The organism is Microcoleus sp. Z1_B2 (assembly GCF_036700325.1).
GTDB lineage: Bacteria > Cyanobacteriota > Cyanobacteriia > Cyanobacteriales > Microcoleaceae > Microcoleus.
The window spans coordinates 36,785-62,757 of record NZ_JAUBOQ010000042.1 but is presented as its reverse complement, the minus strand read 5'-3'; the positions used below and the strand labels follow the sequence as shown (position 1 = coordinate 62,757).

The following is a 25,973-nucleotide window of genomic DNA, read 5'->3' as shown; positions in this document are numbered from 1 at the left end:
ATCGCTTTAAATTCAGTTCCAATTCTAGTTGTTAACATTTCTTTACTTACCTTTGTTTTTTTATACCGACCTACTTAGTGGGACTTTAGCCCAAAATAGAGTGAGAAATAGAGCTAAGATATATAGAGTCAACTTTTGAGGTTAGTGTCTTTCCTGATGGAATCTGATGAGATCAACACTTGGGACATCCATGATCCCATGCTTTGAAAGATAGTGTCAACGCTTTGACGATGTGTTTCCTACTCAAGCCCAAAGACAGGAGTTTAGACACTATTTGGGGCGATTATTGGGAGAAAGCAGAGAAACAACCTATCCGAGAGCGCGCAAAACGCTATAAATGTTTCTTAACAAAGCTTACGCCTTTTTGCAGTCAGAGCTGCCTGGTGCGAACAAACGCTCAACCAAGGGCGAATCTATACGGGATCGTGTGACCATCAGATGTATTCCCCAAAAATAGCTCGGACGATCGCTCAAAGATGAGGTAAGAATTTGATGCACCTGAAAAAGGCTGAATAAAGTTGATAAATATAGGATATTATCCCACGGGCGATCGCGGGATAACAGGCGATCGTTCGTCAAAGATCGCTCGACTTTGTAAAAAGTGTTTAATGCTCCCAAAAATAATTACATATTTACAAAAATTAGCGCAAGTTACCAGACTTTATATCCCCAAAAAAAGCGATAAATTTTAAGTAGACTGTGGCTGTTGGTTTAACAAACCCGACGCTGCCTAGGATTTTGTTGATGCAGCTTAGCTAGTGTATAATTTATGACATATTGGTCAATTTTTCACTTTCCATCCCAAGCTCAAAATATGCTAGGCTAGAATGTTTCCAAAGCTTGAGATACACCATGACGTATGTATCAATCATTAGAAGAGTCAGCCATTTCAACTAACCCATCTACGGAACAGTCCTCTCTAATTCTGATTGTGGATGACGATGCCTTGATGCGTTTACAACTTCGACTGTATTTACAGAAGGAAAAATACCGAGTGGCCGAAGCTACGGATGGGTTGACAGGGCTAGCAGCTTATGAGGAAGTACATCCAGACTTGATCCTGCTAGATGCAGTGATGCCTACTATGGATGGTTTTGCTTGTTGTCAAAAATTATCTGAAGTGCCTGAGAGCGATCGCCCACCTATTTTGATGATTACTAGCTTAGAAGACAAAGAATCTGTCGATCGAGCGTTTGCAGCGGGAGCGGCTGACTATATCACTAAGCCGATTCACTGGGCTGTTCTGCGACAGAGAGTACGACGGTTGATTCAGCAATTCCATTTGCAACAGCAACAAACCCTACTTTACAAACAGCTAGAAGCCGCCAATCGACAATTAAAATACCTCGCGTCAATTGACGGTTTGACTCAGATTGCCAATCGCCGTCAGTTTGACCAACAGCTAGAGGAGGAGTGGCGACGCATGACGAGGCAGCAAACTCCTTTGTCACTGATTTTGTGTGATATAGATTTGTTCAAGCCTTACAACGATACTTATGGACACCAAGCAGGGGATCTATGTTTAAAGCAAGTTGCGGCAACTCTCAATCGCAGTATTAATCGAGCTGGAGATTTAGTAGCACGTTATGGAGGTGAAGAATTTGTAGTGATTTTATCCGACACCGAGCTTGAGGGAGCCGTCCAAATCGTTAAGCAAATGCAGGATCGCATCCAAGCTTTAGCAATAGTCCATAAGAGTTCTCCGCATCATTGCATTACGCTCAGCTTCGGTATTACCAGTGTAATTCCTACCCAAGAGAGTCGGCCTGAAACTTTAATTGCTGCTGCCGATGCAGCACTTTATCAAGCCAAAGACAAAGGTCGTAATACTTTTTGCACCAAGATTCATACAGTCAATGAATTCACCCGTTAAATCATCAGGGTAAAAACTATGCCTCTCGTCATTTGGAAGGATTGCTTAATAATTGTTATTCCAAAAATTGGCCACCACCATAAACAATTGATTGAGCAACTCAATAGCTTAGTGAATGCCATGTTGGCAAACCGTGGCCAGGAAGAAATAAAAGGTATTGTAGATTTTTTAGACTTGTACATAGCACAAAAATTAGAGTTTGAAGATTTTTTTAGGCAAAGATACAAATGCCCGGTTGCATCTAACAATGCAGCGGCGCATACCAAATTTATTAAAGCACTGAGTGAAGTTAAACAAGAGCTGAAAATCAAAGGATCGAGCCTTTCGTTAGTCATTAAGCTTAATGAACAATTGCTATAGCAATCCTCGCATCATTTGTAAAAATATGTAGGGGTAGTGCTACCCCTACTCCCCGTGCCTACCCCAACCTGCATCGGGGCAACCACGGGGGGTTTGCCCCTACAAGAATTACACGAATCATTTAGGATTGCTATAGATTGGTTCGTGAACCATATTAAAAAAAGTCGATCGAGAACTCAACTCCTACATGAGTAAGCCTTGATTTTAGTCTTAAAGCCTAAATAAGCGGTTCTGCGACCTTCATGGAAACTGTCAGGGAAATAACGAGAGTGCCTCTACGAAGATTTTTTATCAGAATCAGTTCATATTCAGCAAGTAGCAATTCTAGAAGTTTATGGGAGGGTCGATCTGAGTGCGTGATCAAAGATGGTTTGGTGCGATCGCCCTTCTGACTGCTGCCGGTTTTCTGGGCAACCATTGCAATTTGTCTCTTTTCTTTGGGGTTGATTTCCTCTTTGGCAGTATTCCCATACTAATTATTACTTATTACTTCGGCTGGGGCTGGGGAGGCTTGGCTGGTCTAATTGCAGGCAGCTATACTTATATCCTTTGGCATCATCCATACGCCACGATTATTTTGGTGATGGAGACTCTGTTTGTAGGGTTTCTTTGCAAGAAGTGCAAACAGCCAAATATCCTGTTATTCGATGGAATTTACTGGTTCTTAATTGGAATGCCCCTCGTTTGGCTTTTCTACGGTCAAATGATGCAGATGGATGCGAATCAGGCTATCCTCGTTATGTGCAAACAAGCAGTAAACGGCATTTTCAATGCCTTAGTTGCCAGTTTAATCATTTCCTATGCGCCGATTTATCGGTGGATTAGTGCTTCAAAATATATCGCCCTTTCTTTACAACAAACAATTTTTCATTTGTTGGTAGCTTTTGTATTTATTCCAGGAGTGATACTATTAGTTTTTGATGGTAGGTACTTTGTTAGTCAAATCCAAACCACGGTGCAAACGGAGTTACAAACCAACGCAAAAACTATCACTAGCGCCATATCTAGATGGCATCAGCGACATCTCTTAGCTTTGAATACATTAGCTGAAGAATCGCTCATACCTGAAGCCACCACTGCTGCTAATACAGGGATTCAATCATCCGAACAGCTACAACAACAAATTAGCCTGATCGAGCAGTTGTTGCCAGATTTCGACAAAATTTATGCTACCGATGAATCGGGAACAATTTTAGCGGCTTCTTCTCCTTTTAATCCAACCCGTCGGCGGTTGCTCGAAGAAAGCAGAGAACATAAATATCTGATTACCCTGGCTCAAGAGCGATCGAGACCTTGGATGACTTCTATCCACAAAGATTTATTAATGGATGAACCTCATGTAGGATTAAATGTTCCCCTGCAAGTTCAAGGTCGTTTTATTGGAGTTATCCACGGTTCATTAGGATTGAGCAAGATAAAATCTCTCTACATTTTCCAGAGAAACAATCAGAAAGTTCGCATTACATTGCTAGATCAAAACAACAAAGTCATTGCGAGTAATCAATCCGACCAAAAGCTTTGGACCAGTCTTGAGGAGTCAAAGAACGGCAGCACTCGCACCTTAGAGGGAACCTTGCAGCAGTGGCTTCCTAGCAATGGCAACAATCCGATGATCCGTTGGAAAAACTCTCTGTATATAGAGGAATTTACAATTAGCTCCGAGCTGGACTGGAGAGTACGCTTAGAAATTCCAGCCGCTCCCTATGTCAAAAAATTACAAAATCGTTACAAGGCTGACTTTAGCATTCTACTCGTCATCACAATGTTGGCATTTTTGTTTGCCACGCTGGTAAGCGAACGACTGGTAAAGCCATTATCCTATTTAGCTATTGCGACAACTGACTTACCCAACAAGCTTTCAGAAGAAACATTTGAATGGAAACATAGCTCTGTTACAGAAATCAATGAGCTTGCTAGAAATTTTCAATTGATGGGAATCGTGCTTAATCAAAAATTTAGGGAGATTAAACACGCCAACGCTACATTAGAACAGCGGGTTCAAGAACGAACACAAACATTATCCAAAATCAATCTCTCCCTGAAAGCTGAAATTAAGAGACGTAAACAAGCCGAAGCTGAACTAAGAACAAGAGAGGCGGCGATACGAGCTTTATATGAAGTCACTGCTACCCAAAATCTCAATTTTGAGCAGCGCATCCAAGCGTTGATTGAGATGGGATGTCAGAATTTTGGGCTAGAAAGTGGCATCTTGGCTCGTGTGCAAGATAATACTTATGAGGTGATGGTGGCGCGATCGCCCGATCGAGTCCTGAAACCAGGTGATGTCTTTGATATTAAGGAAACTTTGTGCTGTGAAGCTTTAGACACAAATGAACCCCTAAACATCGAACATATAGGAATCTCCAAATGGCATTACCATCCTGCCTATCTTGCCCTTGGCATAGAAGCTTATATTGGAACACGAGTGTTAGTTGCAGGCAAAGTCTACAGTACCCTCAGCTTTTCTAGTAAATCTCCCCGTGCAGACAGCTTTAAATCTGCCCATGTGGAATTATTGAAGCTGATGGCTCAATGGATTGGTAGTGAAATTGAACGGCATCAGGCAGAAGTCGCTCTGCAAGCGAGTGAAGAGCGGTGGGAACTCGCCCTACGCGGTAGTAATGATGGGGTATGGGATTGGAACGTCAACACCAATGAAGTATTCTTCTCGGCTCGCTGGAAAGAGATGTTGGGCTACGAGGATCATGAAATTCCCAATCAATTAGAGGAATGGAGCAAGCGAGTTCATCCCGACGATATCGGATGGGTGATGCAAGCAATTCAAGATCACTTTCAGCGCCAAACTCCCTTTTATATTACAGAACATCGAGTGCTTTGCAAGGATGGGAGCTACAAATGGATTTTGGCTCGAGGGCAAGCGCTTTCGGATGAAGCGGGCAGAGTTGTCCGCATGACTGGTTCTCAAAGCGATATTACGAACCGCAAACAGTTAGAGCAGGAAATTCAAGCCAGAGAGCAATTATTGAATGCTTTCTTTAAAGGAGCTTCCCTAGCAGGGGTGGGGCTGTGTATATACGATCGGCAGTTTCGATTTTTACAAATCAATGAGGCACTAGCTGAAATTAATGGCCTCTCTGTGGAGGCTCACTTAGGTAAGACAACCGATGAGATATTGGGGCAATTTGCTCCTGGTGTAAATGCACTGTTACAACAGGTTTTAACGACAGGAAAACCTTCCATAAACTTGGAAATTAGCACAGAAGTAACCAGTCGAACAGGTGCCCAGCGCTACTGGCTCGTTTCTCAGTTTCCCATTTTCAAGGATGCAGAGCATCCTATAGCAGTGGGTTGCATTCTAATTGAAATTAGCGATCGCAAACGAGCCGAAGCGGAACTGCAACAAATGAGTGCGGCGCTAGAAAATGCCGTGGCAGGGATTTCTCGGCTGAACCCTCAAGGACGCTATATCTCTGTCAATGTGACTTATGCTGCCATCTGTGGATATCAGCCCGAGGAAATGCTAGGGATGGAGTGGCAAAGAACCGTTCATCCTGAAGATGTTGAGAAGATGGGGGCTGCTTATGAGCAAATGTTGAGAGAGGGCAGAGTCGAAGCCGAAGCTAGGGGAATGCGAAAAAATGGCTCTAGCTTCTATAAACAAGTGGTGATGGTCTCTGCTTATGACGAGCAAAATGTGTTTGTTGGACATCATTGCTTCATGAAGGATATTAGCGATCGCAAGCAGGCAGAAGAAGCACTACAACGACAGTTGCAAAAAGCCCTACTGCTGAAGCAAATTACCCAAGAAATTCGTCAAAGCCTTAATGCTGAGCAGATATTTGCAACGGCTGCTATTCAGATTGGGCAAACTTTTGGGGTGAGTCGCTGTTTAATTAGCACATACCAGGACAATCCACTGCCTCAGTTTCCTGTCGTTGCAGAGTATCTAGCAGTGGGATGTGCCCCCAGCGGGGAGCATGACATTCTGGTGGCCAGTCCTGCTTATACAAAACGGTTGATGGCTCAAGATGAAGCGATCGCCTCCCCGGATGTCTACTGCGAATCATTGCTCACCTGTGCTCATTCAAGTTGTACCAGTCTCAAATTGAGATCGACATTAGCAGTGCGAACCTCTTACCAAGGAGAACCGAATGGTGCCATTTGTTTGCACCAGTGCGATCGCTACCGTCATTGGACTACCGATCAAATCGAGTTGCTAGAATCAGTCGCGGCTCAAGTAGGAATTGCCCTAGCTCAAGCCCAATTACTAGAGCAAGAAACTCGACAACGAGAAGAATTAACTCTCAAAAACTTTGCCCTGGAGCAAACTAGACGGGAAGCAGAAGCTGCGAACCGAGCCAAAAGTGAGTTTCTGGCGATGATGAGCCATGAAATTCGCACTCCCATGAATGCGGTTATTGGTATGACGGGACTACTGCTGGATACAGAACTCAAGGCTCAACAGCGAGACTTTATCGAGACGATTCGCAATAGTGGGGATACGCTTCTGAGTATCATCAACGACATCCTGGACTTCTCCAAAATTGAGTCGGGCAAACTGGAGCTAGAAAAGCATCCCTTGAGCTTGAGAGATTGCATAGAAGGTGCGATCGACCAACTTGCAGTTAAAGCAGATGAGAAGGATATTGAGTTGGGCTACTTCATCCAGCCCCAGACTCCTAAGTTGATTTTGGGTGATGTCACCCGTCTGCGTCAGATTCTAGTTAACTTGCTCAACAATGCGATTAAGTTTACTGAAACTGGGGAAGTTACCATTTCCGTAGAAGCCTCTCTAGTTGATTCTGACAAAACAATTTCTGAGCCAGGAAACTTGTCAGAAAGCTTGTATGAAATCCAGTTTGCCATTCAAGATACAGGCATTGGTATTCCAGCCAATCGGCTCGATCGACTGTTCAAGTCTTTTAGTCAAGTAGATGCTTCGACGACTCGGCAGTATGGAGGGACTGGTTTAGGTTTGGCGATTAGTAAGCGACTTAGTGAAACGATGAACGGCACGATCTGGGTTGAAAGCCGAGGCAACATCGGAGGAACCCCTTCACAAAAATGGCAAGCCACTAACCTTAATCGAGTCACAATGGGTTCTACGTTCTACTTCACGATTGTGGCATCCTCTGTGGCTACTGAGTTAGCGGAACCGATGGAAATGGTACCAGAACTATCTGGCAAGCGTTTATTAATCGTGGATGACCAGCCCACTAACCGACAAATTCTGACGTTGCAAGCAGAGACTTGGGGGATGCAGAGTCTAGCTGCCCAATCGGCTGTCGAAGCGCTCAACTGGCTTGAGAGTGGAGAAACCTTTGATGTGGCTATTTTAGATATGCAAATGCCACAAATCGACGGTCTCACACTCGCCTCAGCCATCCACCAGCATCCTAAGTGCCACCGTTTACCCCTAGTGTTGCTGACTTCAATGGGCTACCCAGAAGCGAGTTCTTCAGCGCTTTCCACCCACTTTGCCGCTTTTTTAAGCAAACCTATCAAACAATCCCAGCTCTATCAAATACTGATCCATGTGCTACAAGCTCAACCGAAAAAAGTTCAACAACAACTTCCTATATCTGTTCAGGATGATATGAAACTGGCCCAGAGACTCCCACTGCGAATTCTTTTAGCAGAAGATCATCTGGTAAATCAGAAGGTGGCACTGCTGCTGTTAGAGCGTTTGGGATACCGGGCCGATGTTGCGGCCAATGGATTGGAAGTTTTGGAAGCCCTGAATCGCCAGCCTTATGATGTCGTGCTGATGGATGTACAAATGCCAGAGATGGATGGACTAGAAGCCACCCGTCGTATTTGCCAGGAGTGGCCGGCTCATACTCGTCCCAGGATTATTGCCATGACGGCGAATGCCATGCAGGGCGATCGCCAGGTTTGTCTTGATGCTGGCATGAATGACTATATCAGTAAACCGATTCGAGTAGAGGCTCTCACCCAAGCGCTGAGTCAGTGTCCACCCAACCCGGAACCGCAGCAGGCCCAAAAGGAGGAATCGGATAGCAACAAGCCAGAAATTGATGTGCCAGCGGTTAACCTCACAGAACTGCAAGCCTTCTGTAGCAGCATCGATCAAGATTCAACCCAGATTTTGAGCTTGCTGGCGAACTGCTACTTTGAGGAATCTCTAAAGTTGCTACAAGCTATGAAATTAGCGATCGCTCAAGCGGATACTCAAACCCTAAAGCGAGTGGCTCATACCCTCAAAGGCAGTAGTGCAAATCTAAGCGCAGCTCCTCTCGCCGAGCTTTGTAGCAGGTTAGAAGTTATGAGTACCTCTGGTGAACTAGATCGAGCCTCAACCCTATTGGCTGAAATCGAGGATGAGTACGATCGTGTCAAGAATACTCTCCAACAAGAACTACAAAAGAGGGAAACTAATCTATGAAAGTCAATTAAATAGGCATCTTTTTGTACCAGGACTTAGGCAACTGTCATCCGCGATGCCGCAACCGGGCTATGCGATCGCATACGCACGATCGAGCCTGATTCCAAATCTTTTAGCATCGGAATTATTCATATCATTTTTGGTAACACTCATACATGATGTTGACTGTTGACGGTTGACAGTCAACGCCGTTAACAGTCAACGCCGTGAACAGTGAACTCGAATTTACTATTTCAATGCTAACGGATTGGATATCATATATCTCTTCTCTGCATCTGCGTGAATCAGCGTGCATCCCTTGTCCGGGGCGGTTCATAAATTCTCTTTTTTTTACCGCAGATGAGGGCAGATAAACACAGATGCACCCAGATGAATTATATCAATTCCGGCTGCACCCTGCGTGATTGTTGAGTGTTGACTGTTTGCTGGATTTTACAACAATAATGACTAATGACTAATGACTAATGACTAATGACTGCTGTCGAAGCGGAATCTCGATCGCAAACTCAGTACCTTTCCCCAATTCCGAATTGCATTTTAAAACACCGCCGTGTTTCTCTACCACAATTTGGTAACTAATTGACAGTCCCAATCCAGTACCTTTTCCCACTGCCTTAGTCGTGAAAAAAGGGTCAAATATGCGTTGTCTCATAGATTCCGAAATTCCCGTACCGTTATCAGAAATCCGAATCAGCGCGCTAGGAATAGTACCATTAAGTTGACCGACAGCAGTCGAGATTTTAATTTGAGGAGCTACAGATTGACCAGCGCGCAACTTGTGCGATTCCAAAGCATCGATCGCATTCCCAATTACATTCATGAATACCTGATTCAACTGTCCCGCATAACACTCAACTCGAGGCAAAATGCCGTATTCTTTCACTAGCACAATGTTTGAACTGTCCGCATTAGATTTCAGCCTGTGCTGTAAAATTAACAGCGTGCTGTCAATGCCCTCGTGAATATCAACCGCCTTCATTTGACTTTCGTCAAGACGAGAGAAATTCCTTAAAGACAGAACTATTTGACGGATGCGATCGGCTCCCACCTTCATTGACAATAGCAATTTTGGCAAATCTTCTAGCAGAAATTCCAAGTCAATATCTTCACTCAATTTGTCTATTTCAGGACTATAATCTGGATATTGCTGCTGGTAAAGTTCCAGCAAGCTCAGTAAGCTAGCAGTATATTCACTAGCGTGATTGAGATTGCCGTAAATAAAATTAACCGGATTGTTAATTTCGTGAGCAATCCCGGCTACCAGTTGCCCCAAACCAGACATTTTTTCAGTTTGAATCAATTGAGCTTGAGTCTGCTGCAAATCCTTTAAACTTTGAGCGATTTGTTCTGCTTGGCGTCGGGTTTGAGCGAGCAAATCGGCTTGTTGGATAGCTACGCCTAACTGATTGGCAATCTGAGCTAAAAAGTTAACTTCTGAACTTTCCCAACAGCGGGGCCCAGAATGTTGATAGGCTGTCAATAAACCCCAAAGTTCTTGTCCTACAAAAATCGGCGCGATCGCATAAGCCTTCACCTGAAATTGCTCTAAAATACGGACATTACACTCGGAGTGACAAGCTTGATAGATATCGTCAACGGCTATAGTTTCATTATTCAGATACTTGCCGCCTTGGTTTGACTGCAAATAAGTATCTTGCCAAGCCGTATTGATACCTTCCCCTACCCATTTCATCCAGCCATTTTTTACAAACTCGGCAATATATTGACCGCTAAAATCAGGATTTAAGCGATAAACCGCTATTCTATCGACTTGCATAAACTGACAAACTTCTTGAGTAGCAGTCTTAAAAATCGCGTTGATATCGAGAGATTCTCGAATCTTAGCCACCACTTCAAACAGTATCCGCTGTTGCTCGGATGCCCACTGCAAATCAACTGATTGCTGCCGCGTTTTAGCCAACAAATCTGCTTGTTCTAATCCTACACTCAACTGAATTCCAACTTGCGTAGCAAACTGAATTTCCGAAGTGTTCCAATGGCGCAAACCGCTGCACTGGTGCACGCACAGCAAACCCCAAAGTTCGCTGCCATTCATCAGCGGCATAATCACCTGAGCTCTAATTTGAAATTGAGCTAAAAGAGCAACATGGCAGTCTGAAAGTCCAGAATTTTCGATATCTTGTAGCACTTGTATCTGTCCCTGACTATATTTTTTGGCATATTTTTCGCTAAAAAAATGATCGCGAACTTTTACATTCATTGCCGAAGAAAAACCAGGCAAAACATCTTCGGTAATAAATTCGCCTTCATTAAAATTTAAACTAGGATCGAAGCGATAAATGCCAACTCTATCGGCCTTTAATACCCGTCGCAATTCTGTAGTTGTAGTACGAAAAATTGTATTTAAATCGAGAGATTGTCGAATCTTAGCAACTACCTCAAACAGTATTCGCTCCTGCTCTGCTACCCGCTGCAATTCAACTGCTTGCTGCTGAGTTTGAGCGAGCAAATCTGCTTGTTCTATGGCGATACTGAGCTGAGCGGCAATTTGGGTAGCAAACTTAATTTCGGAAGATTCCCAGTTGCGGGGAGCCGAACATTGGTGTACGCACAGCAACCCCCAAAGGTCGTTGCCTTTCATAATCGGTGCAACTAAAGTAGCTTTGATCTGAAATTGCTCCAAGACTTTGTGAAAGCAATCTTGCAGTCCGGCCTGTCTGATGTCAGACATGGCGTGAACTCGCCCCTGAGAATAGAGATTGGCGTAGTTTTCTCCAAAGCAGCGATCGTCCACTTTGACTGCCATTGCTGACACAAAATTTGGCAAAACATCTTCGGCAACGAATTCGCCGTCCTTAAATTCTGATGCGGAATCGAAGCGGTAAACTGCCACTCGATCGGCATTTAAAGCCCGTCGCACTTCCTGGGACATCGTGCTAAAAATCTTGTTCAAGTCGAGGGATTTCCGCATTTTAGCCACCACTTCAAACAGCACTTGCTGCTGTTGGGTCAACTGCTGTAGTTGAGCGGTGCGCTTTTGAACTTGATTTTCTAAGTTTGTGTTAAGTTCCTCTATTTGTTGATCGAGTTGGTAGTGGTTAATAGCATTAGAAAAGTGCGTGCCCAAAATTTGGAGCAATTCAATTTCTTCACCCTTCCATTCGCGAATTTGGGCAGTTTTTGATTCTTTCCACGCTTCAAAAGATATCCGAGATTGGGCGAGCCGCGCGTCGCTATCAAACTGTCTAGCCCAGAGAGTTTCGGTGTCAAATTCTTCTCGAAAAATGGTCAAGTAACCGAATATTTGCTGGCGGGCTCTGAGCGGTACGATTAAAATGCTGCGAATTTTGGTCGATCGAAATGCAGGTTGCAGGCTTCTCAAACTGCTAATTTGGTACAAGTCGGGAATTGCCCAAACCTGTTGCTGGCCGGATTTAAAATATTCGTGCCAGACGCTGTATTGCTCAACCTGCGGGTATTTTGCCGAAATTGGCATCTTCGGCCCTGAGCCGCAAGTGTAGACTGTGAGTTCGCCAGTGGAGTTATCCGAATAGGGAACTAGATTCGTAACCGGGCTGCTGTCGGAAACGAATGGTGTGGCGAAAATGCACAGCCTGCCGCCGGCTGCATCTAGTGCTGCTACCGATTCTGCCAAAGCTGTTTGGAGTTCAATCGCTGGCTGGGAGTTAAGGGCTGCGGCGACGCGGTTGACGGCAGCTTCCCGTTGAGCTTTCGCCATCGCTCGGGCCAGGAGGGTTGATTGGGTTATGGCGACGCCAAGCTGATCTGCTACCATCTGAACGCCTTGGAGTTCGTTTTCTGCCACACTCCGGGACTCGGAGTGGTGAGATACCAACAACCCCCAGAATTCTTCGCCGTGAAAAATTGGTACTACTAAGCAAGCCTTGACGCCCAGTGCAGTCAAGTATTCAGCGTGGCAGGGGTCAACTGCACGAAAGTACATTTCGTCGGGCAGTAGTTGGCCGGAAACCGCCTCGCGGCGCGGACTTTGGCCTAGCTGCCCGGAATCTATATCGACGATCGATCGCACCTGTAGTTGGGCGAACAGTTCGCGGGCGTGAGGGGGAATATCGTCTGCTGGAAAATGCAAACCCAATAGGGAGGGCAAGCGGTTGCCGTTAATTGATTCGGCAATCACTTCACCGCTACCGTCGCTATGAAATTTGTAGATTTTTACTCTGTCTGTTCCCAAGAAGGATTGAACTTCGGCTGCTGTTGCGCTGAGAATTTCGGGTAGTTCTAGAGAGTGGCGAATGCGGTTGGCGATGCGTTCGAGCAAATTTGCTCGATCGAACCTCACCTTGACATTTTCGATCTTTAATGAGTCCATTATTAATTTTTTGCTTTCCTAGCAATAATAGTAAGCGGCCCAAAAGTTTTGTGCCTGTTAAAAAATTCGGCAAGCACAGCCATTTAATAAAATATAAATATCCTGATGGCGATCGTCGATTAGTTTTGCACCTGTAGCGATCTGCCTTAAAATTGCAACTTTTCAGTGCAACTTTCCATTTGTGTGGGATTACAACTTTTCTACTTTAAATATAAACTTTGTAGAGCCTGCGTTGCAAGCTCTATACCCCAAAAGATTAAAATTGTCAAGTTTCAAGACTTGTAGAGTTATTCACCGCCAGCGATGAAAGTCGCACCGAAATATCTCAGTTCTGGATGCAAAACCTGGCTGAGGAACGAGCTGACGGAAAGAAACAGCATGGAATTCAACAGGTTAACTCAGAAACCGGGTTTGTAGGTCTAGGATTGTATCTGCAGCTAGCGGGTTCGGAGAACAGTCGATCGACAATCCGCAGCTTTTTGAGATATTTTTAGATCAAAAAAAAGCTCCTGCCGTTAAGCAGGAGCCTTTTTCAACTAGACAATCAAATCAGAAATAAATTCGATCGATTAGTCTAAGTCTGGCATAGCCAGCACTGGTTCATTTTCGCGATCGATACCCTTCTCAAAGCCAGCGACAGCCGCGCGAGCGCGACCAGCGTGCCACAAGTGGCCGACCAAGAAGAAGAAACCCATCACAAAGTGGAAACAGGCCAGCCAAGAACGAGGAGAAGTGAAGTTAAACGAGTTAACTTCAGTCGCCACACCGCCCACAGAGTTCAAAGAACCCAAAGGAGCGTGAGTCATGTACTCAGCAGCGCGGCGAGCTTGCCAAGGCTGAATGTCATTCTTGATTTTGTTCAAGTCCAAACCGTTAGTACCGCGCAAGGGTTCCAACCAAGGGCCTTGGAAATCCCAGAAACGCATCGTTTCACCGCCGAAAATGATTTCGCCAGTAGGAGAGCGCATCAGGTATTTACCCAGACCGGTGGGGCCTTGTGCAGAACCGACGTTAGCACCCAAGCGTTGGTCGCGGATCAGGAAGGTCAAAGCTTGCGCTTGAGAAGCTTCCGGGCCCGTCGGGCCGTAGAATTCGCTGGGGTAAGCAGTGTTGTTGAACCAGACAAAGCAGCAAGCGATGAAGCCCATCAGGGACAAAGCACCCAAGCTGTAAGACAGGTAAGCTTCGCCAGACCAGATTAAGGCACGGCGAGCCCAGCCGAAAGGCTTGGTCAAAATGTGCCAAACACCGCCAGCGATACAAATCAGGCCCAGCCAGATGTGACCGCCGATGATGTCTTCCATGTTGTTGACGCTGACAATCCAGCCTTCGCCACCAAAAGGAGAGCGAACCAAGTAGCCAAAAATCACAGCCGGGTTCAGAGTGGGGTTCGTGATAATACGCACGTCCCCGCCGCCTGGAGCCCAAGTGTCATAGACACCGCCGAAGAACATGGCCTTAGCAACCAGCAGCAAGCAACCGCCACCCAACAAAATTAGGTGATAGCCGATGATGTTGGTCATCTGGTTCTTATCTTTCCAGTCGTAGCCGAAGAACGAAGAGTATTCTTCGAGAACTTCCGGGCCGCGAACGGCGTGATAAATGCCGCCCAAACCGAGAACAGCAGATGAAATCAAGTGAAGAACGCCGACTACGAAGAACGGGAAGATATCAGTGACTTCACCGCCGGGGCCTACGCCCCAACCCAAAGTAGCGACGTGGGGCATCAAAATTAAGCCCTGTTCGTACATGGGCTTTTCTGGGATAAAGTGAGCGACTTCAAACAAAGTCATTGCACCGGCCCAGAACACGATCAAGCCAGCGTGAGCGACGTGGGCGCCCAGCAGTTTGCCGGAGAGATTGATCAAACGAGCGTTGCCAGACCACCAAGCGAACCCGGAGGATTCTTGGTCGCGACCGCTTGCGTAGGAATTAGAGAGCGTTACCACCCGGTAGAACCTCCAACGATTTTAGATTTTGGATTTTGGGTTTTTTGTTCCCTAGTAGGGCACGGGAGTACCGCGCCTGCGCCAGGGAGTAGGGATTTGGATTTCAGATTAATTTAAAAAAACTAAATGAATATGAAATCCAAATCCTGATTTTTTTAAAGTGCGTTACCGCGAGGCAGAACTTCTTCAGGGAAGATGAAGTTTTCGTGGGGTTGGTCAGTCGGAGCCATCCAAGCACGAATGCCTTCGTTAAGCAGAATGTTCTTAGTGTAGAACGTTTCAAACTCAGGATCTTCAGCAGCGCGTAATTCTTGTGATACGAAGTCATAGGCGCGCAGGTTTAATGCTAAACCGACGATGCCAATGGAGCTCATCCACAAGCCTGTGACAGGTACGAACAGCATGAAGAAGTGCAACCAGCGTTTGTTGGAGAAGGCAATTCCGAAGATTTGCGACCAAAAACGGTTGGCTGTAACCATCGAGTAGGTTTCTTCTGACTGAGTTGGGTTGAAGGCGCGGAAGGTGTTTGAGCCTTCGCCGTCTTCAAACAAGGTGTTTTCTACGGTTGCACCGTGGATGGCGCACAACAGCGCACCGCCCAAGATGCCTGCAACGCCCATCATGTGGAAGGGGTTGAGCGTCCAGTTGTGGAAGCCTTGCAGGAATAGCAAAAAGCGGAAAATTGCTGCGACGCCGAAACTGGGGGCGAAGAACCAGCCTGATTGACCCAAGGGGTAAAGCAGGAACACCGAAACAAACACGGCGATGGGGCCGGTGAATGCTAGGGCGTTGTAGGGACGGATGCCGACTAAACGGGCGATTTCAATCTGACGCAGGCAAAAGCCGATCAGTGCGAAGGCGCCGTGGAGGGCGACAAATGTCCACAGCCCGCCGAGTTGGAACCAGCGGGTGAAGTCCCACTGTGCTTCGGGGCCCCACAGGAACAGCAGGGAGTGTCCGAGGCTGTTGGCTGGGGTGGAGACTGCTACGGTGAGGAAGTTGGCTCCTTCGAGGTAGGAGCTTGCCAAACCGTGGGTGTACCAGGATGTGACGAAGGTGGTGCCTGTTAGCCAGCCACCGATGGCTAGGTAGGCGCAGGGGAATAGCAGGATGCCAGACCAGCCTACGAAGACGAAGCGATCGCGTTTGAGCCAGTCGTCGAGGACATCAAATATGCCTCTTTCGTTCTGGGCGCGTCCGACTGCGATTGTCATTGGGGTAAAATCCTTTTGCTTGTTAAAAGACCAAGGTTTCTAATTAAAGTTAACATAACTATATATTAGAAGTTCATAATTTTTCAACTAGAACAGCAGAGTTCCCCCACTAGAGGCGTACTCGATGAAAGGGTGGTTGAGAGGAAGGCCATCTTGGTTGACGATGCTCAGCAACTATCGAACTGACCCTTCGTCGCCCAGGGGCGAGGTGGCGGTGGTTGAGGACAATCCCGATCGATCGCGATCTCGTAGCCGAAGGGTGACGCTCGGTGGGCTAATTGAATTAAGATTTGGCTTTAAGGCTGTTTAATTTTATGACTGCAAAAACAATGACCTCGATCGATCCTGTCCTGCGCTACCCGGTTTTGGGCTCCCGCCGCTTCAGCAATTACTGGTGGGCGACGGTGGTCAGCATTGGAGGGACTGGTTTCCTGCTGTCGGGCATTTCCAGCTACTTGCACGTTAACCTGCTGCCTTTTGCTGACCCGACTCAGCTCATTTTCATCCCCCAAGGCATTGCGATGGGTTTCTACGGTGTCTGTGGCGTGCTGTTGGCGCTCTACCTGTGGCTGACTATTCTCTGGGATGTCGGTGGCGGTTACAACGAGTTCGATCGCCAAACTGGTAACATTCGGATCTTTCGCTGGGGTTTTCCCGGCAAAAACCGCAAAGTTGATTTTAATTGCAAGACATCGGAGGTGCAATCTGTGCGGGTAGACATTAAAGAAGGTCTCAATCCCCGCCGCAGTATTTATCTTAAGCTCAAAGACCGCCGTCAGTTTCCCCTGACTAGAGTCGGACAGCCGATTGCTTTGTCTGAAGTGGAAAATCAAGCGGCCGAATTGGCTCGATTTTTGCAAGTTCCCCTAGAAGGACTTTAGGGATTTGCGATTGGCGATTTGATATCTGAGATTGGTAATGTCTCGTAGGGTGCGCCGGGCCGCGCACCTTACCTACCTGGTAAGTGAAAAAGATTTATCTGCGAGTAAGCCTGTTACCAGTTTTTGAATCTATCAATTAACAATACTTCCGACAGTTTTTGATAGCCAACCGTAGAATAAGGCTTTCAAGGCTCCAAGGCAAGTTCGCTACCAAAGGAAAATCGCGGGTTTCAGACTGCGAACTAAAAACACTCCGGACTATTGAATTAAAATCTTTAGTTGCAAAGTCCGTAATTGACTCAAAGTGAAATACAAATGCAAATGCAAATCAAAATTCAGCGGTGGTTGTTCTCACTTTTAATAATTGGCGCGTTGTTTGTCGGAGGATGCGGTAGTTCCCCTGTGGCAAACTCGACTCCGACATCGAATCCGGTGTCGGGTGAAAATATTTCTTTGTCTCCGTCTCCGTCTCCTTCTCCTGCTGCTGCTGTAGCGGCGAGTTCGCAATTTAGCAATTTGCCACGCTTGGACGGAAAAGCAACGGTGGTGATGACGGTTAAAGGTGCTCCTATTACGATCGAACTCGACGGCACAAATGCGCCAATTACTGCGGGCAATTTTGTCGATTTGGTTCAGAAAGGAGTCTACGACGGGCTGGTATTTCACCGAGTCGTGCGGGAACCTCAGCCTTTTGTAGTTCAAGGGGGCGACCCCCAGGGTAAAGACCCTAAATTCCCTACGGCGCGACTGGGAACTGGTGGTTTTATTGACCCGAAAACTACTGTAGAACGCAGGATTCCTCTGGAAATTAAAGCTCAAGGTGCTGCCAATCCGACTTACAGCGCGACGCTACAAGAAGCTGGGGTTAAGGAGAAACCCGTGTTGATGCACAGTCGCGGGGCTGTGGCTATGGCTCGATCGCAGAGTCCTGATTCGGCTTCTTCTCAGTTTTACTTTACTTTGACGGATGTACCGTTTTTGGACGGTAGCTATGCAGTTTTTGGGTACGTGAAGCAAGGGATGGATGTTGTTGATAAGATTGAAGCGGGCGATCGCATTGAGAAGGCTACTGTTACTCAGGGTTTGGAAAATTTTAAGCCTGTTCAGTAGTCAGTAGTCAGTAGTCAGTCGTCATATCAATTCCGGTTGCACAATGGAGATGATTGTTGACTGTTGACTGTTGAGTCGGAGTAGAAAAACTGACTGATTGTTGACGGTTGATGGTTGACTCGATTTTATGATTCCGATGCAACCGGAAACGATATCAGTCGTTGGTCGTTGGTTAGTAGTTAATAATTTGTTCCAATCATAAATAACTAATAACTAATAACTAATGACTAATGACTAATGACTAAAAATTTGGGAATCTGAGGGCTGATGTGGATGTTGTTATTACGGGAATTGGCCTGGTTTCTGCTTTAGGCACTCTGGATTGTAGCTGGAAAAGATTGTTGTCTGGGGAATCAGGAATTCGGCAACATCAACCTTTTATAGAACTTGAACGGCGACCTTTGGCTTTAATTGGCACAAAACCGACCGATTTAATAACTTTAATTCGGCAGGTTTTAGCAGATGCTTTGCAAGATGCTAATTTGACTTTGCCTTTGCCTGATTGCGGAATTGTTATTGGCTCTAGCCGCGGGTTTCAGGCAAATTTGGAACAGTTGGCGAGGGAAGGAAGTTCGGCAACGGATTCTGTAACGGATGTAACGGATGTCAGGAAGAAGGAAGAGGGAAGAAGGAAGAAGGAAGAAGGAAGAGGGGAGAAGGAAGAGGAAAGAGAATTCTCAATGCCCAATTCCCAATTCCCCATGCCCCATGCCCAATTCCCAATTACCAATTCTCAATTTGTGAATTTTTTGCCTCACATGGGGGCGATCGCAGGGGCGAGGGCAATTGGCTCAACGGGGCCGGTGCTGGCGCCGATGGCTGCTTGTGCGACGGGCATACAGTCGATCGCCCGTGCTGTTGATTTAATCCGCACTGGTGAGTGTCAGCGGGCGATCGCAGGTGCTGTGGAAGCGCCTATCACACCGCTGACTCTGGCTGGATTTAGCCGGATGGGTGCTTTGGCAAACAATGGGTGCTATCCCTTTGATGAAAATCGGGAAGGCTTTGTGCTCGGTGAAGGCGGGGCTTTATTTGTATTAGAATCGGCCGAGTTGGCAAGGCGTCGTGGTGCTAAAATTTACGGTCGAGTTTCTGGTTTTGGCTTGACAAATGATGCTTGCCATGCTAATGCGCCGGAGCTGGGGGGGAAAAGTGCGATCGCGGCGGTAAATCAATGTTTGAAACGCAGTAATTTAGCTGCGATTGATATAGATTTTATTCATGCTCACGGTACTGCAACTGAGTTAAATGACCGACACGAAGCACTGTTAATTGAGAAGTTATTTCACCCAGGAGTTGCTGTTAGTTCGACTAAGGGGGCGACGGGTCATACTTTGGGAGCTTCGGGAGCTTTGGGCGTGGCTTTTTGTTTGATGAGTATTAAATATCAGATGTTGCCGCCTTGCGTGGGAATGAAAAAACCGGGGTTTGAATTAGATTTTGTTCGCTGTGCGCGATCGGCTATTGTCAGAAATGCGGTTTGTTTAAGTTTTGGCTTTGGCGGGCAGAATGCTGCGATCGTTTTATCGGGCGATCGTTAATTTTTGTAAACTTGGTCGATCGGCATTTAAATTACACGATCTCTCTACAGTTAAAATCTTCTGAGGTGGCCGGAGAACCCCCCCACATCGAATTTAAATCTCAAAAATAGTACAATTTATGTATTTTAGTCAATTAACTGAGAATTTTGGTGAGATTGCTGGTGCTGCTATGCTAGTCTGGCTCTCCATCCCGACGCTAATCCTTGCGTCAAAGCCTCGGAGGCTAGAAAAGAGAGCCAGATTAAAGCAGTATTGTATTTTAGTGAACAAACCTGACGGTCAACTGAGTACAGTTAGACCGCAGGCTTCTTTTTCCTTTTTTTCAAAGGCTTTTTATAGTGAGGTAGTTCCACCCCCACTTGCTAATATAGTATCAGAGTATTTCCCGATCATCAATGGGTATAAAAGAAATAATTGTCGGTTTCCGTACCTACACCCGACGCTTCTTTCCATCACGCGGGCGTAATTTATTCGGGGTACTTCGCGCAGCGCTCAAATTAATCCCCTCTAAATATACCGAGGGACTTCCCGGCTGGTAGTTAAATTAAGTCTCAGGTATTTTCACATGGATCTGGCCTCTCATCGATTTATGTCTTATTTTGAACCAGAGCAAGCTGCTCACCTTTGCCAAATAGCTGTTTTGGAGAGTTTTGCTGAGGAAACGCTGGTTTTTGAAGAAGGAGAAACAGCGGATTTTTTATATCTAGTTTTAGAAGGTAAAGTCGAGTTTAGCAAGCGGATTGAAAATCATAAATATCAAACTGTTGCTGTCGCTAACCCAGACGATTATTTTGGCGAACTCGGAGTTTTAGACGGAGAGCCTCGCAGTGCTAGAGCTGTTGCAGTTGCAGGATCGACTTTGGCCAAAATAGCCCGTGAAGAACTAATAACAACTCTCCAGTTTGCTAAAGGCAGTTCGGTGATGCAAATGTTTAGTTTCATTACTAAAAATTTACGGGATACCACGGATCAATATGTTAGCCAATTGGTACACAAACAAAAAATGGTATTGGTTGGAGAAATGGTGAGTACAATTATTCACGATTTCAAAAGTCCTTTTACCGGAATAAAACTCTCTAGTGAAATGCTCAAAGAAATGCACCCGGATGAGGAAACTCAGGAGTGGTGTGAACTTATTCAATTGCAGGTTCATCGAATGTTGGGGATGGCTGAAGAAGTATTAGAATTTTCGCGTGGGAATTCTGTATTAAATAAAAAACCAGTTAATCTAATTCAGACCTTGCAGCAGTTTGAAAAGTTGAACCGAGTTTATTTTGAAGCAGCAAAAGTAGATTTGGTAGTACGGGTGACAGAAGTGATAGTGGAAGCGGACGAGAATAAGATTTTGCGCGTTTTACAAAATTTAGTTGGGAATGCTGTTGAGGCTTTTGGCGGAAGAGGGGGGCGGGTGGAGATTGCGGTGACACAAACTGAGGAGTGGGCAGAAATTAGCATTTACGATAACGGCCCCGGCATTCCGCCGACAATTAAGGACAAGTTATTTGAACCGTTTGTGACTTATGGTAAACGGACTGGTACTGGGTTGGGAACGGCAATTGTTAAGTCGATCGTTGAGGCTCACAAAGGGCAAATTACTTATGAGTCAGAGGACGAAAAAGGAACAACTTTTTACATTCGCTTGCCGAAAAATATGGTTTTAGCAGAGCAAAAATAAGTAGGTAGGAAGATATATACTTAGGAGTTTCTCACTAAGCGTCAGAGACTTGGTTGATGAGTAGATATCTTGGTATCCCACAAGATTTTTCTAATGAACCGGGTTGAAAAGCTTAAGTCCTAATACTGTATAGCGACTTGCAGGATCTAGTAGAATTGAATTAACGAAATGCTAAAAATCTGATGCCAGTTACTATTCAAACCTTACCCACAGAAGTTATCAATTTAATTGCCGCCGGCGAAGTGATTGACTCGATCGCCTCCGCGGTACGAGAATTAGTTGAAAATTCTCTGGATGCTGGCGCAACTCGCATCGTTGTTTCTGTCTGGCCCGAACAGTGGCGGGTGCAAGTTGCAGATAATGGTACGGGAATGGATCTGGAAAATTTGCAGCAGGCGGCTTCGCCTCACAGTACGAGCAAAATTACCACGGAAGCTGACCTTTACAAAATTGCTACTTTGGGATTTCGTGGGGAAGCTTTGCACAGTTTAGCTCAGTTGGGCTGTTTGGAGGTTTTGAGCCGATCGAATGATTTGGGATTGGGGGATTTTTCGGAAAATCAAGATTCGGCGCCAACCCCCGCCAAATCTTCCTTTAACAAGGGGGGAATGGAAAATGCTCGATCGGGCTGGCGGGTGGTTTACAATAACGCAGGCGTTGCTGTAGAGGTGGAAACAGCGGCGATCGCTCCTGGTACGGTGGTGACTGTTGATAATTTGTTTGGCAATTGGCCTGTGCGCCGCAGTTTTTTGTCGCCGGCACAGCAAATGCGATCGATCCAATTAACTCTTCAGCAAATTGCTATTTGTCACCCGCACGTTAATTGGCAGTTGCGTCAAGGAAATACGCCTTGTTTGCACGTAACTCCTGGTAGCACAGCGGAACAACTTTTACCTCAATTTGTGCGCGGTGTGCGATCGAGCGATTTGCAGTATTTAAAGTTAGATTTGCCTGCGAGTCCTCAAAATCAGAAAGCAGCAAATTTCTTGCTAGAAACTCAACTTGTGGGCGCTACAGTTAAACCTAATTACCAATTCCCAGTTGCTACTTCTCAATTCCAAATGCCTAATTCCCAGTGTTTGGAGTTAGTAATTGGTTTGCCCGATCGCTGTCACCGCAGGCGGCCGGATTGGGTGAAAGTTGGGGTGAACCGGCGAGTTGTGCGATCGCCCGAATTAGAGCAAACTATTCTCAGCGCCTTTGCCCGCACTTGTCCGCGCGATCGCTATCCCGTGTGTTTTGTCCACCTGCAAATCTCCCCTTCGGAAATCGACTGGAACCGCCACCCGGCTAAGGTTGAAATTTATCTGCACGATCCGAGTTTTTGGCAAGCGCAAGTTAGCGCGGCAATTACTCGTGCTTTGCACCTGAATGATGATGTTTTGCCGCCTGTCCCTATTCCCGATCGAGTGGGACAATTGCTGAAGGCGTCGGAACAAAAAAGTGCTTACAGTGTCGGGATTTCGGCTAGGGAGAATGATGACGGCGGCGAACAGGAAAAAGCTAATAAAATAGGATTGATGGAATTGAGGGCGATCGCTCAAGTTCACAATACTTACATTGTTGCCGAACATTCCAGCGGAATGTGGTTGGTGGAACAACACATCGCTCACGAGCGCGTTTTGTACGAGCAATTGTGCGCGGCTTGGCAGCTAAAATGTCTCGAAAAACCAGTGATTCTCAGTCAATTATCTGCACTGCAAATTGAGAATTTATCTCGCTTGGGTTTGGAAGTAGAAAGTTTTGGGGAACAGCTATGGGCTGCCCGCGAAGTTCCTGAATTGTTAGCCGATCGAGATGACTGTGCGGATGCGCTTTTTGAACTCAGTAAAGTCGCAGATTTACAAGCGGCTCAAGTTGCGACTGCTTGCCGTAGCGCTATGCGAAACGGTACTCCTTTGAGTCTTTCCCAAATGCAAAATTTGTTGGATGAATGGCAGCAAACTCGCAATCCGCGCACTTGTCCTCACGGCCGCCCTATCTATTTTGCTTTGGAAGAATCGACTCTGGCTCGGATTTTTCGCCGCAGTTGGGTGATTGGTAAAAGTCACGGGATTTGAAGGTTAAAAGTTAAGCTGTAAGGTGCGCGTTACATACAGGACTGTTTTTTTTGAACCGCAGAGGGCGCAGAGAACGCAGAGAGGAAGAGAAGAGAGATGTTTTTAATATTTTTTTGGGCAACTGGATATTCGTATAAAATGTCAATTAAAATCAAATAAATCATAAATATGGATTTTCCGATCGCCCGACAACTATTTTATCGAGAAATAAATCAGCCTGATGGCTCGATCGACCTGGCGAAAGCTGCTCTTTATATGGCTTTGGAAGAATACCCAAATTTAGAGCCAGAGGAGTATCTCAACGCTCTTGACACGATCGCAGATGAAGTGCGCGATCGCCTGCCGACACAGAATTATCCGCTGCGGATTATTCAAACTATTAACGCCTATTTATACGGGGAGTTGCTGTTTGCGGGCAATGATGTTGATTATTACGACCCGCGCAATAGCTTTTTGAATGAAGTTCTCGATCGGCGTACTGGCATTCCAATCTCTTTATCTTTGGTTTATTTGGAGGTTGCTAAGCGGATTGATTTTCCGATGGTGGGAATTGGGATGCCAGGACATTTTTTAATTAGACCGGATTTTGAAGATGCTGGTATTTTTGTTGATGCGTTTAACGGCGGCGAAATCTTATTTCCTGAAGATTGTCAAGCCCGACTTTCTCAAATTTATGGGCAACCTATGGAGTTGCAGACGACTTTTCTCGCCCCGGTAAGTCGCCGACATTTGTTGGGACGAATGCTGGGAAATCTGAAGGCTATTTACTTGCAACAGGGAGATGCTGTGAGGGTACTCTTGGCGATTGAACGGATTTTGCTGCTGTTTCCCGATGCGCTGGGGGAACGGCGCGATCGCGGAATTCTCTATTATCAACTGGGACGCTTGGTAGAAGCGCGCCACGATTTGGAATTATACCTGAGAAATGCTCCGAATGCTCCTGATGCTTCTAGAATTCGCCAATTGGTCGATCGGCTCGATCGGGATCTTTGAACTTAAATTCGCTATATGTCGCACAGCACACTATAAGACATAAAAGTGACACTCAATAAACTGCTGCCTGACGACCAAATTTCGCTTTTATCATTTTTGCCATGGGATCTAAAATTTGGCAAAAAATTAACTATAACATATTAATTGTCAATTAAAACCTATCTTTTGATAGGTTGAATTTCCTTGACTTGACTGTAATATCATAGGTCATTTACGCAAATCCCGATTCGACTTTCCCGACTGATATCCGCACAGATATCCGCACAGAAGAGCGATCTAAAAAGTATTTTGACCTAAAGAGGCACAAACTCATGAACTTTCAGTTTCAACAAGGTTATCTCAACGGAATGCAATCGCTGTCAGTCCATTTAACCAAAAGAATGTCAAAGTCTTTATCATTAGGTTTGGCGCTTTTGCTGGGAACAAGTGCAGTATTCCTAAGCAGCGGCAAAGCCTTTGCATTAGATAATGTTACCGTAAAATACGGTGCTGTTGACGTAACACTACCGATGAGCGATTTGCAAAGCTTTGTACAAACTGGCAAGGCTTCCTCTCAACTGCAAAGCGTTCTGAGTCTGGCGAAACAAACTCCCGAGTCGGTGCGCGAAATATTAACGCGAGAAGTGCCTTTAGATTCCCAATTAGTAGCGCGGCTAGCAAGCACTTATTTTGGGGAAATAGTTTTCAAACAATTGGGGGAGGTTGCTTATGCGCCGACTGCTCGGCTTCAAAGCGTGCCCGCACTGCGCGATGCTTTAGTCGCAGCTTCCAAAGATGGCAAAATATCGCTGATTGAAGTAATGCAAAATTACAGCCCTGCGGCTTTAGAAGTTGACGGCAATCAAGCGATGGCTATCTACGAACGAGTGATTAAAGATGTGCAAGATTTGCAAGCTTTGTATCAAAATTCCCCGGCTTTGCAAAATACGGCTAACCAAGCCGTGAATTCGGCGAGAGAAATGATTTGTCAGCCCAATCCAGCGGGAAGTGCGAAGTAAATAACTGAAGTTGGAGGGAAGGGGGAGTCGGGAATTGGAAATTGGGAATGGGTGCTTTTTTTCGTATTAGCTGTAGCTTTCAGCTATTAGCAATTACTCATCATCCATTCCCAATTCTTCGGCTACGCGAGGGTAAAAGTTCCCAATTACCCATTATTCATTACCCCTTACCCATTCTTTGAGATAGTTGCTCGGCTACCCGCTTTAGTCGGCGGAGTTGGTCTTTCATATCTTTTTCTGTCCAAGGGGCTGCAAAACGATTGAAACCAAATCTAATTAAACGATTGGGAATTTGAAATTCAAAGCGGTTAATCAAGAGAGTACCTTGGATTTGCGGCTGGCATTCCCAACGATCGCATCCTTTGAAAAATCCGTCAAACCCCCAAACAATTAAACCTGGTTGTCGCTCCAACACAACACTTTCTAAAGAGGGTTGCAAAACAGGAATTTTTATGATAAATAAGCTGCGACTTCCTACGGCAGTATCCCATTCGCCCTGGGGATCGCAGCGTAGCAGGGGATTGAGCCACTTGTGCATTAAAGTGCGATCGACTATACATTGCTCCACCAAGGTAGCAGCAGCGCGAATTTCAATGGATTGCTCGAAAACTTGACGAATTGACATGAGAACCTGCAACAA

General features: G+C 45.8%; 15 protein-coding genes and 1 pseudogene. 12 read left to right on the top strand and 4 right to left on the bottom strand.

What is annotated here, in order from left to right:
* Positions 1–166: 166 nt before the first annotated feature.
* The 4 genes and pseudogenes from QT984_RS29860 to QT984_RS22540 all read left to right on the top strand — a co-directional run.
* Positions 167–343: pseudogene (locus QT984_RS29860) on the top strand (IS701 family transposase); the annotation flags it as partial.
* A 516-nt stretch (positions 344–859) separates the two neighbouring features.
* Positions 860–1,873 carry a diguanylate cyclase gene (locus QT984_RS22550; protein ID WP_333057373.1) on the top strand — a complete coding sequence of 338 codons (1,014 nt, stop codon included), beginning with the start codon at positions 860–862 and terminating at the stop codon, positions 1,871–1,873.
* 18 nt (positions 1,874–1,891) lie between these two features.
* Positions 1,892–2,233, top strand: coding sequence for a hemerythrin domain-containing protein (locus QT984_RS22545; RefSeq protein WP_333057372.1), 342 nt, complete (start codon positions 1,892–1,894; stop codon positions 2,231–2,233).
* A gap of 352 nt (positions 2,234–2,585) precedes the next feature.
* Entirely contained in the window at positions 2,586–8,600 is a 6,015-nt protein-coding gene (locus QT984_RS22540; protein WP_333374995.1) for a response regulator, read from the top strand.
* A gap of 454 nt (positions 8,601–9,054) precedes the next feature.
* On the opposite strand, the gene QT984_RS22535 is transcribed toward QT984_RS22540, so the two are convergent.
* From QT984_RS22535 to psbD, 3 genes are all read right to left on the bottom strand, one after another.
* Positions 9,055–12,912: a GAF domain-containing protein gene (locus tag QT984_RS22535; RefSeq protein ID WP_333211446.1), complete on the bottom strand. Its 3,858-nt coding sequence runs from the start codon at positions 12,910–12,912 to the stop codon at positions 9,055–9,057.
* A 569-nt stretch (positions 12,913–13,481) separates the two neighbouring features.
* Positions 13,482–14,861 (bottom strand): photosystem II reaction center protein CP43, encoded by a 1,380-nt coding sequence (gene psbC, locus QT984_RS22530; RefSeq protein WP_333057369.1) that lies wholly within the window; start codon positions 14,859–14,861, stop codon positions 13,482–13,484.
* Positions 14,862–15,016: 155 nt separating this feature from the next.
* Positions 15,017–16,075: a photosystem II D2 protein (photosystem q(a) protein) gene (gene psbD, locus QT984_RS22525; RefSeq protein WP_333080069.1), complete on the bottom strand. Its 1,059-nt coding sequence runs from the start codon at positions 16,073–16,075 to the stop codon at positions 15,017–15,019.
* A gap of 124 nt (positions 16,076–16,199) precedes the next feature.
* Here psbD and QT984_RS22520 point away from each other — a divergent pair, with 124 nt between their 5' ends.
* The 8 genes from QT984_RS22520 (at position 16,200) to QT984_RS22485 (ending at position 25,333) form a co-directional block, all read left to right on the top strand.
* Positions 16,200–16,385: a hypothetical protein gene (locus tag QT984_RS22520; RefSeq protein WP_333211577.1), complete on the top strand. Its 186-nt coding sequence runs from the start codon at positions 16,200–16,202 to the stop codon at positions 16,383–16,385.
* A 4-nt stretch (positions 16,386–16,389) separates the two neighbouring features.
* Positions 16,390–16,956, top strand: coding sequence for a photosystem I assembly protein Ycf4 (locus QT984_RS22515; protein WP_333057558.1), 567 nt, complete (start codon positions 16,390–16,392; stop codon positions 16,954–16,956).
* A 315-nt stretch (positions 16,957–17,271) separates the two neighbouring features.
* On the top strand, positions 17,272–18,066 hold the full coding sequence (locus tag QT984_RS22510; RefSeq protein ID WP_333374978.1) for a peptidylprolyl isomerase: 795 nt from the start codon (positions 17,272–17,274) through the stop codon (positions 18,064–18,066).
* Positions 18,067–18,335: 269 nt separating this feature from the next.
* Entirely contained in the window at positions 18,336–19,607 is a 1,272-nt protein-coding gene (locus tag QT984_RS22505; protein WP_333057562.1) for a beta-ketoacyl synthase N-terminal-like domain-containing protein, read from the top strand.
* Between the two features lie 565 nt (positions 19,608–20,172).
* Complete coding sequence (locus QT984_RS22500; protein WP_333231702.1) at positions 20,173–21,282, top strand: ATP-binding protein; 1,110 nt, start codon at positions 20,173–20,175, stop codon at positions 21,280–21,282.
* A gap of 182 nt (positions 21,283–21,464) precedes the next feature.
* Positions 21,465–23,342, top strand: a complete 1,878-nt coding sequence (mutL, locus tag QT984_RS22495; protein ID WP_333057566.1) for a DNA mismatch repair endonuclease MutL — start codon at positions 21,465–21,467, stop codon at positions 23,340–23,342.
* A gap of 168 nt (positions 23,343–23,510) precedes the next feature.
* Entirely contained in the window at positions 23,511–24,335 is an 825-nt protein-coding gene (locus QT984_RS22490; RefSeq protein WP_333057568.1) for a transglutaminase family protein, read from the top strand.
* A gap of 311 nt (positions 24,336–24,646) precedes the next feature.
* The gene (locus QT984_RS22485; protein WP_333057570.1) at positions 24,647–25,333 is read left to right on the top strand and encodes an alpha/beta hydrolase; all 687 of its coding nucleotides are present in this window, start codon (positions 24,647–24,649) and stop codon (positions 25,331–25,333) included.
* A 160-nt stretch (positions 25,334–25,493) separates the two neighbouring features.
* On the opposite strand, the gene QT984_RS22480 is transcribed toward QT984_RS22485, so the two are convergent.
* Positions 25,494–25,958 (bottom strand): SRPBCC family protein, encoded by a 465-nt coding sequence (locus QT984_RS22480; protein ID WP_333057572.1) that lies wholly within the window; start codon positions 25,956–25,958, stop codon positions 25,494–25,496.
* Between the last annotated feature and the right edge of the window lie 15 nt (positions 25,959–25,973).

What these genes read in the sequence shown, in the direction of transcription:
- QT984_RS22550 (WP_333057373.1), top strand. Translation starts at nt 860, where the DNA reads ATGTATCAATCATTAGAAGAGTCAGCCATTTCAACTAACCCATCTACG.
- QT984_RS22545 (WP_333057372.1), top strand. Translation starts at nt 1,892, where the DNA reads ATGCCTCTCGTCATTTGGAAGGATTGCTTAATAATTGTTATTCCAAAA.
- QT984_RS22535 (WP_333211446.1), bottom strand. Translation starts at nt 12,912, where the DNA reads ATGGACTCATTAAAGATCGAAAATGTCAAGGTGAGGTTCGATCGAGCA.
- psbD (WP_333080069.1), bottom strand. Translation starts at nt 16,075, where the DNA reads ATGACAATCGCAGTCGGACGCGCCCAGAACGAAAGAGGCATATTTGAT.
- QT984_RS22520 (WP_333211577.1), top strand. Translation starts at nt 16,200, where the DNA reads ATGAAAGGGTGGTTGAGAGGAAGGCCATCTTGGTTGACGATGCTCAGC.
- QT984_RS22515 (WP_333057558.1), top strand. Translation starts at nt 16,390, where the DNA reads ATGACTGCAAAAACAATGACCTCGATCGATCCTGTCCTGCGCTACCCG.
- QT984_RS22510 (WP_333374978.1), top strand. Translation starts at nt 17,272, where the DNA reads ATGCAAATGCAAATCAAAATTCAGCGGTGGTTGTTCTCACTTTTAATA.
- QT984_RS22500 (WP_333231702.1), top strand. Translation starts at nt 20,173, where the DNA reads ATGGATCTGGCCTCTCATCGATTTATGTCTTATTTTGAACCAGAGCAA.
- mutL (WP_333057566.1), top strand. Translation starts at nt 21,465, where the DNA reads ATGCCAGTTACTATTCAAACCTTACCCACAGAAGTTATCAATTTAATT.
- QT984_RS22490 (WP_333057568.1), top strand. Translation starts at nt 23,511, where the DNA reads ATGGATTTTCCGATCGCCCGACAACTATTTTATCGAGAAATAAATCAG.
- QT984_RS22485 (WP_333057570.1), top strand. Translation starts at nt 24,647, where the DNA reads ATGAACTTTCAGTTTCAACAAGGTTATCTCAACGGAATGCAATCGCTG.
- QT984_RS22480 (WP_333057572.1), bottom strand. Translation starts at nt 25,958, where the DNA reads ATGTCAATTCGTCAAGTTTTCGAGCAATCCATTGAAATTCGCGCTGCT.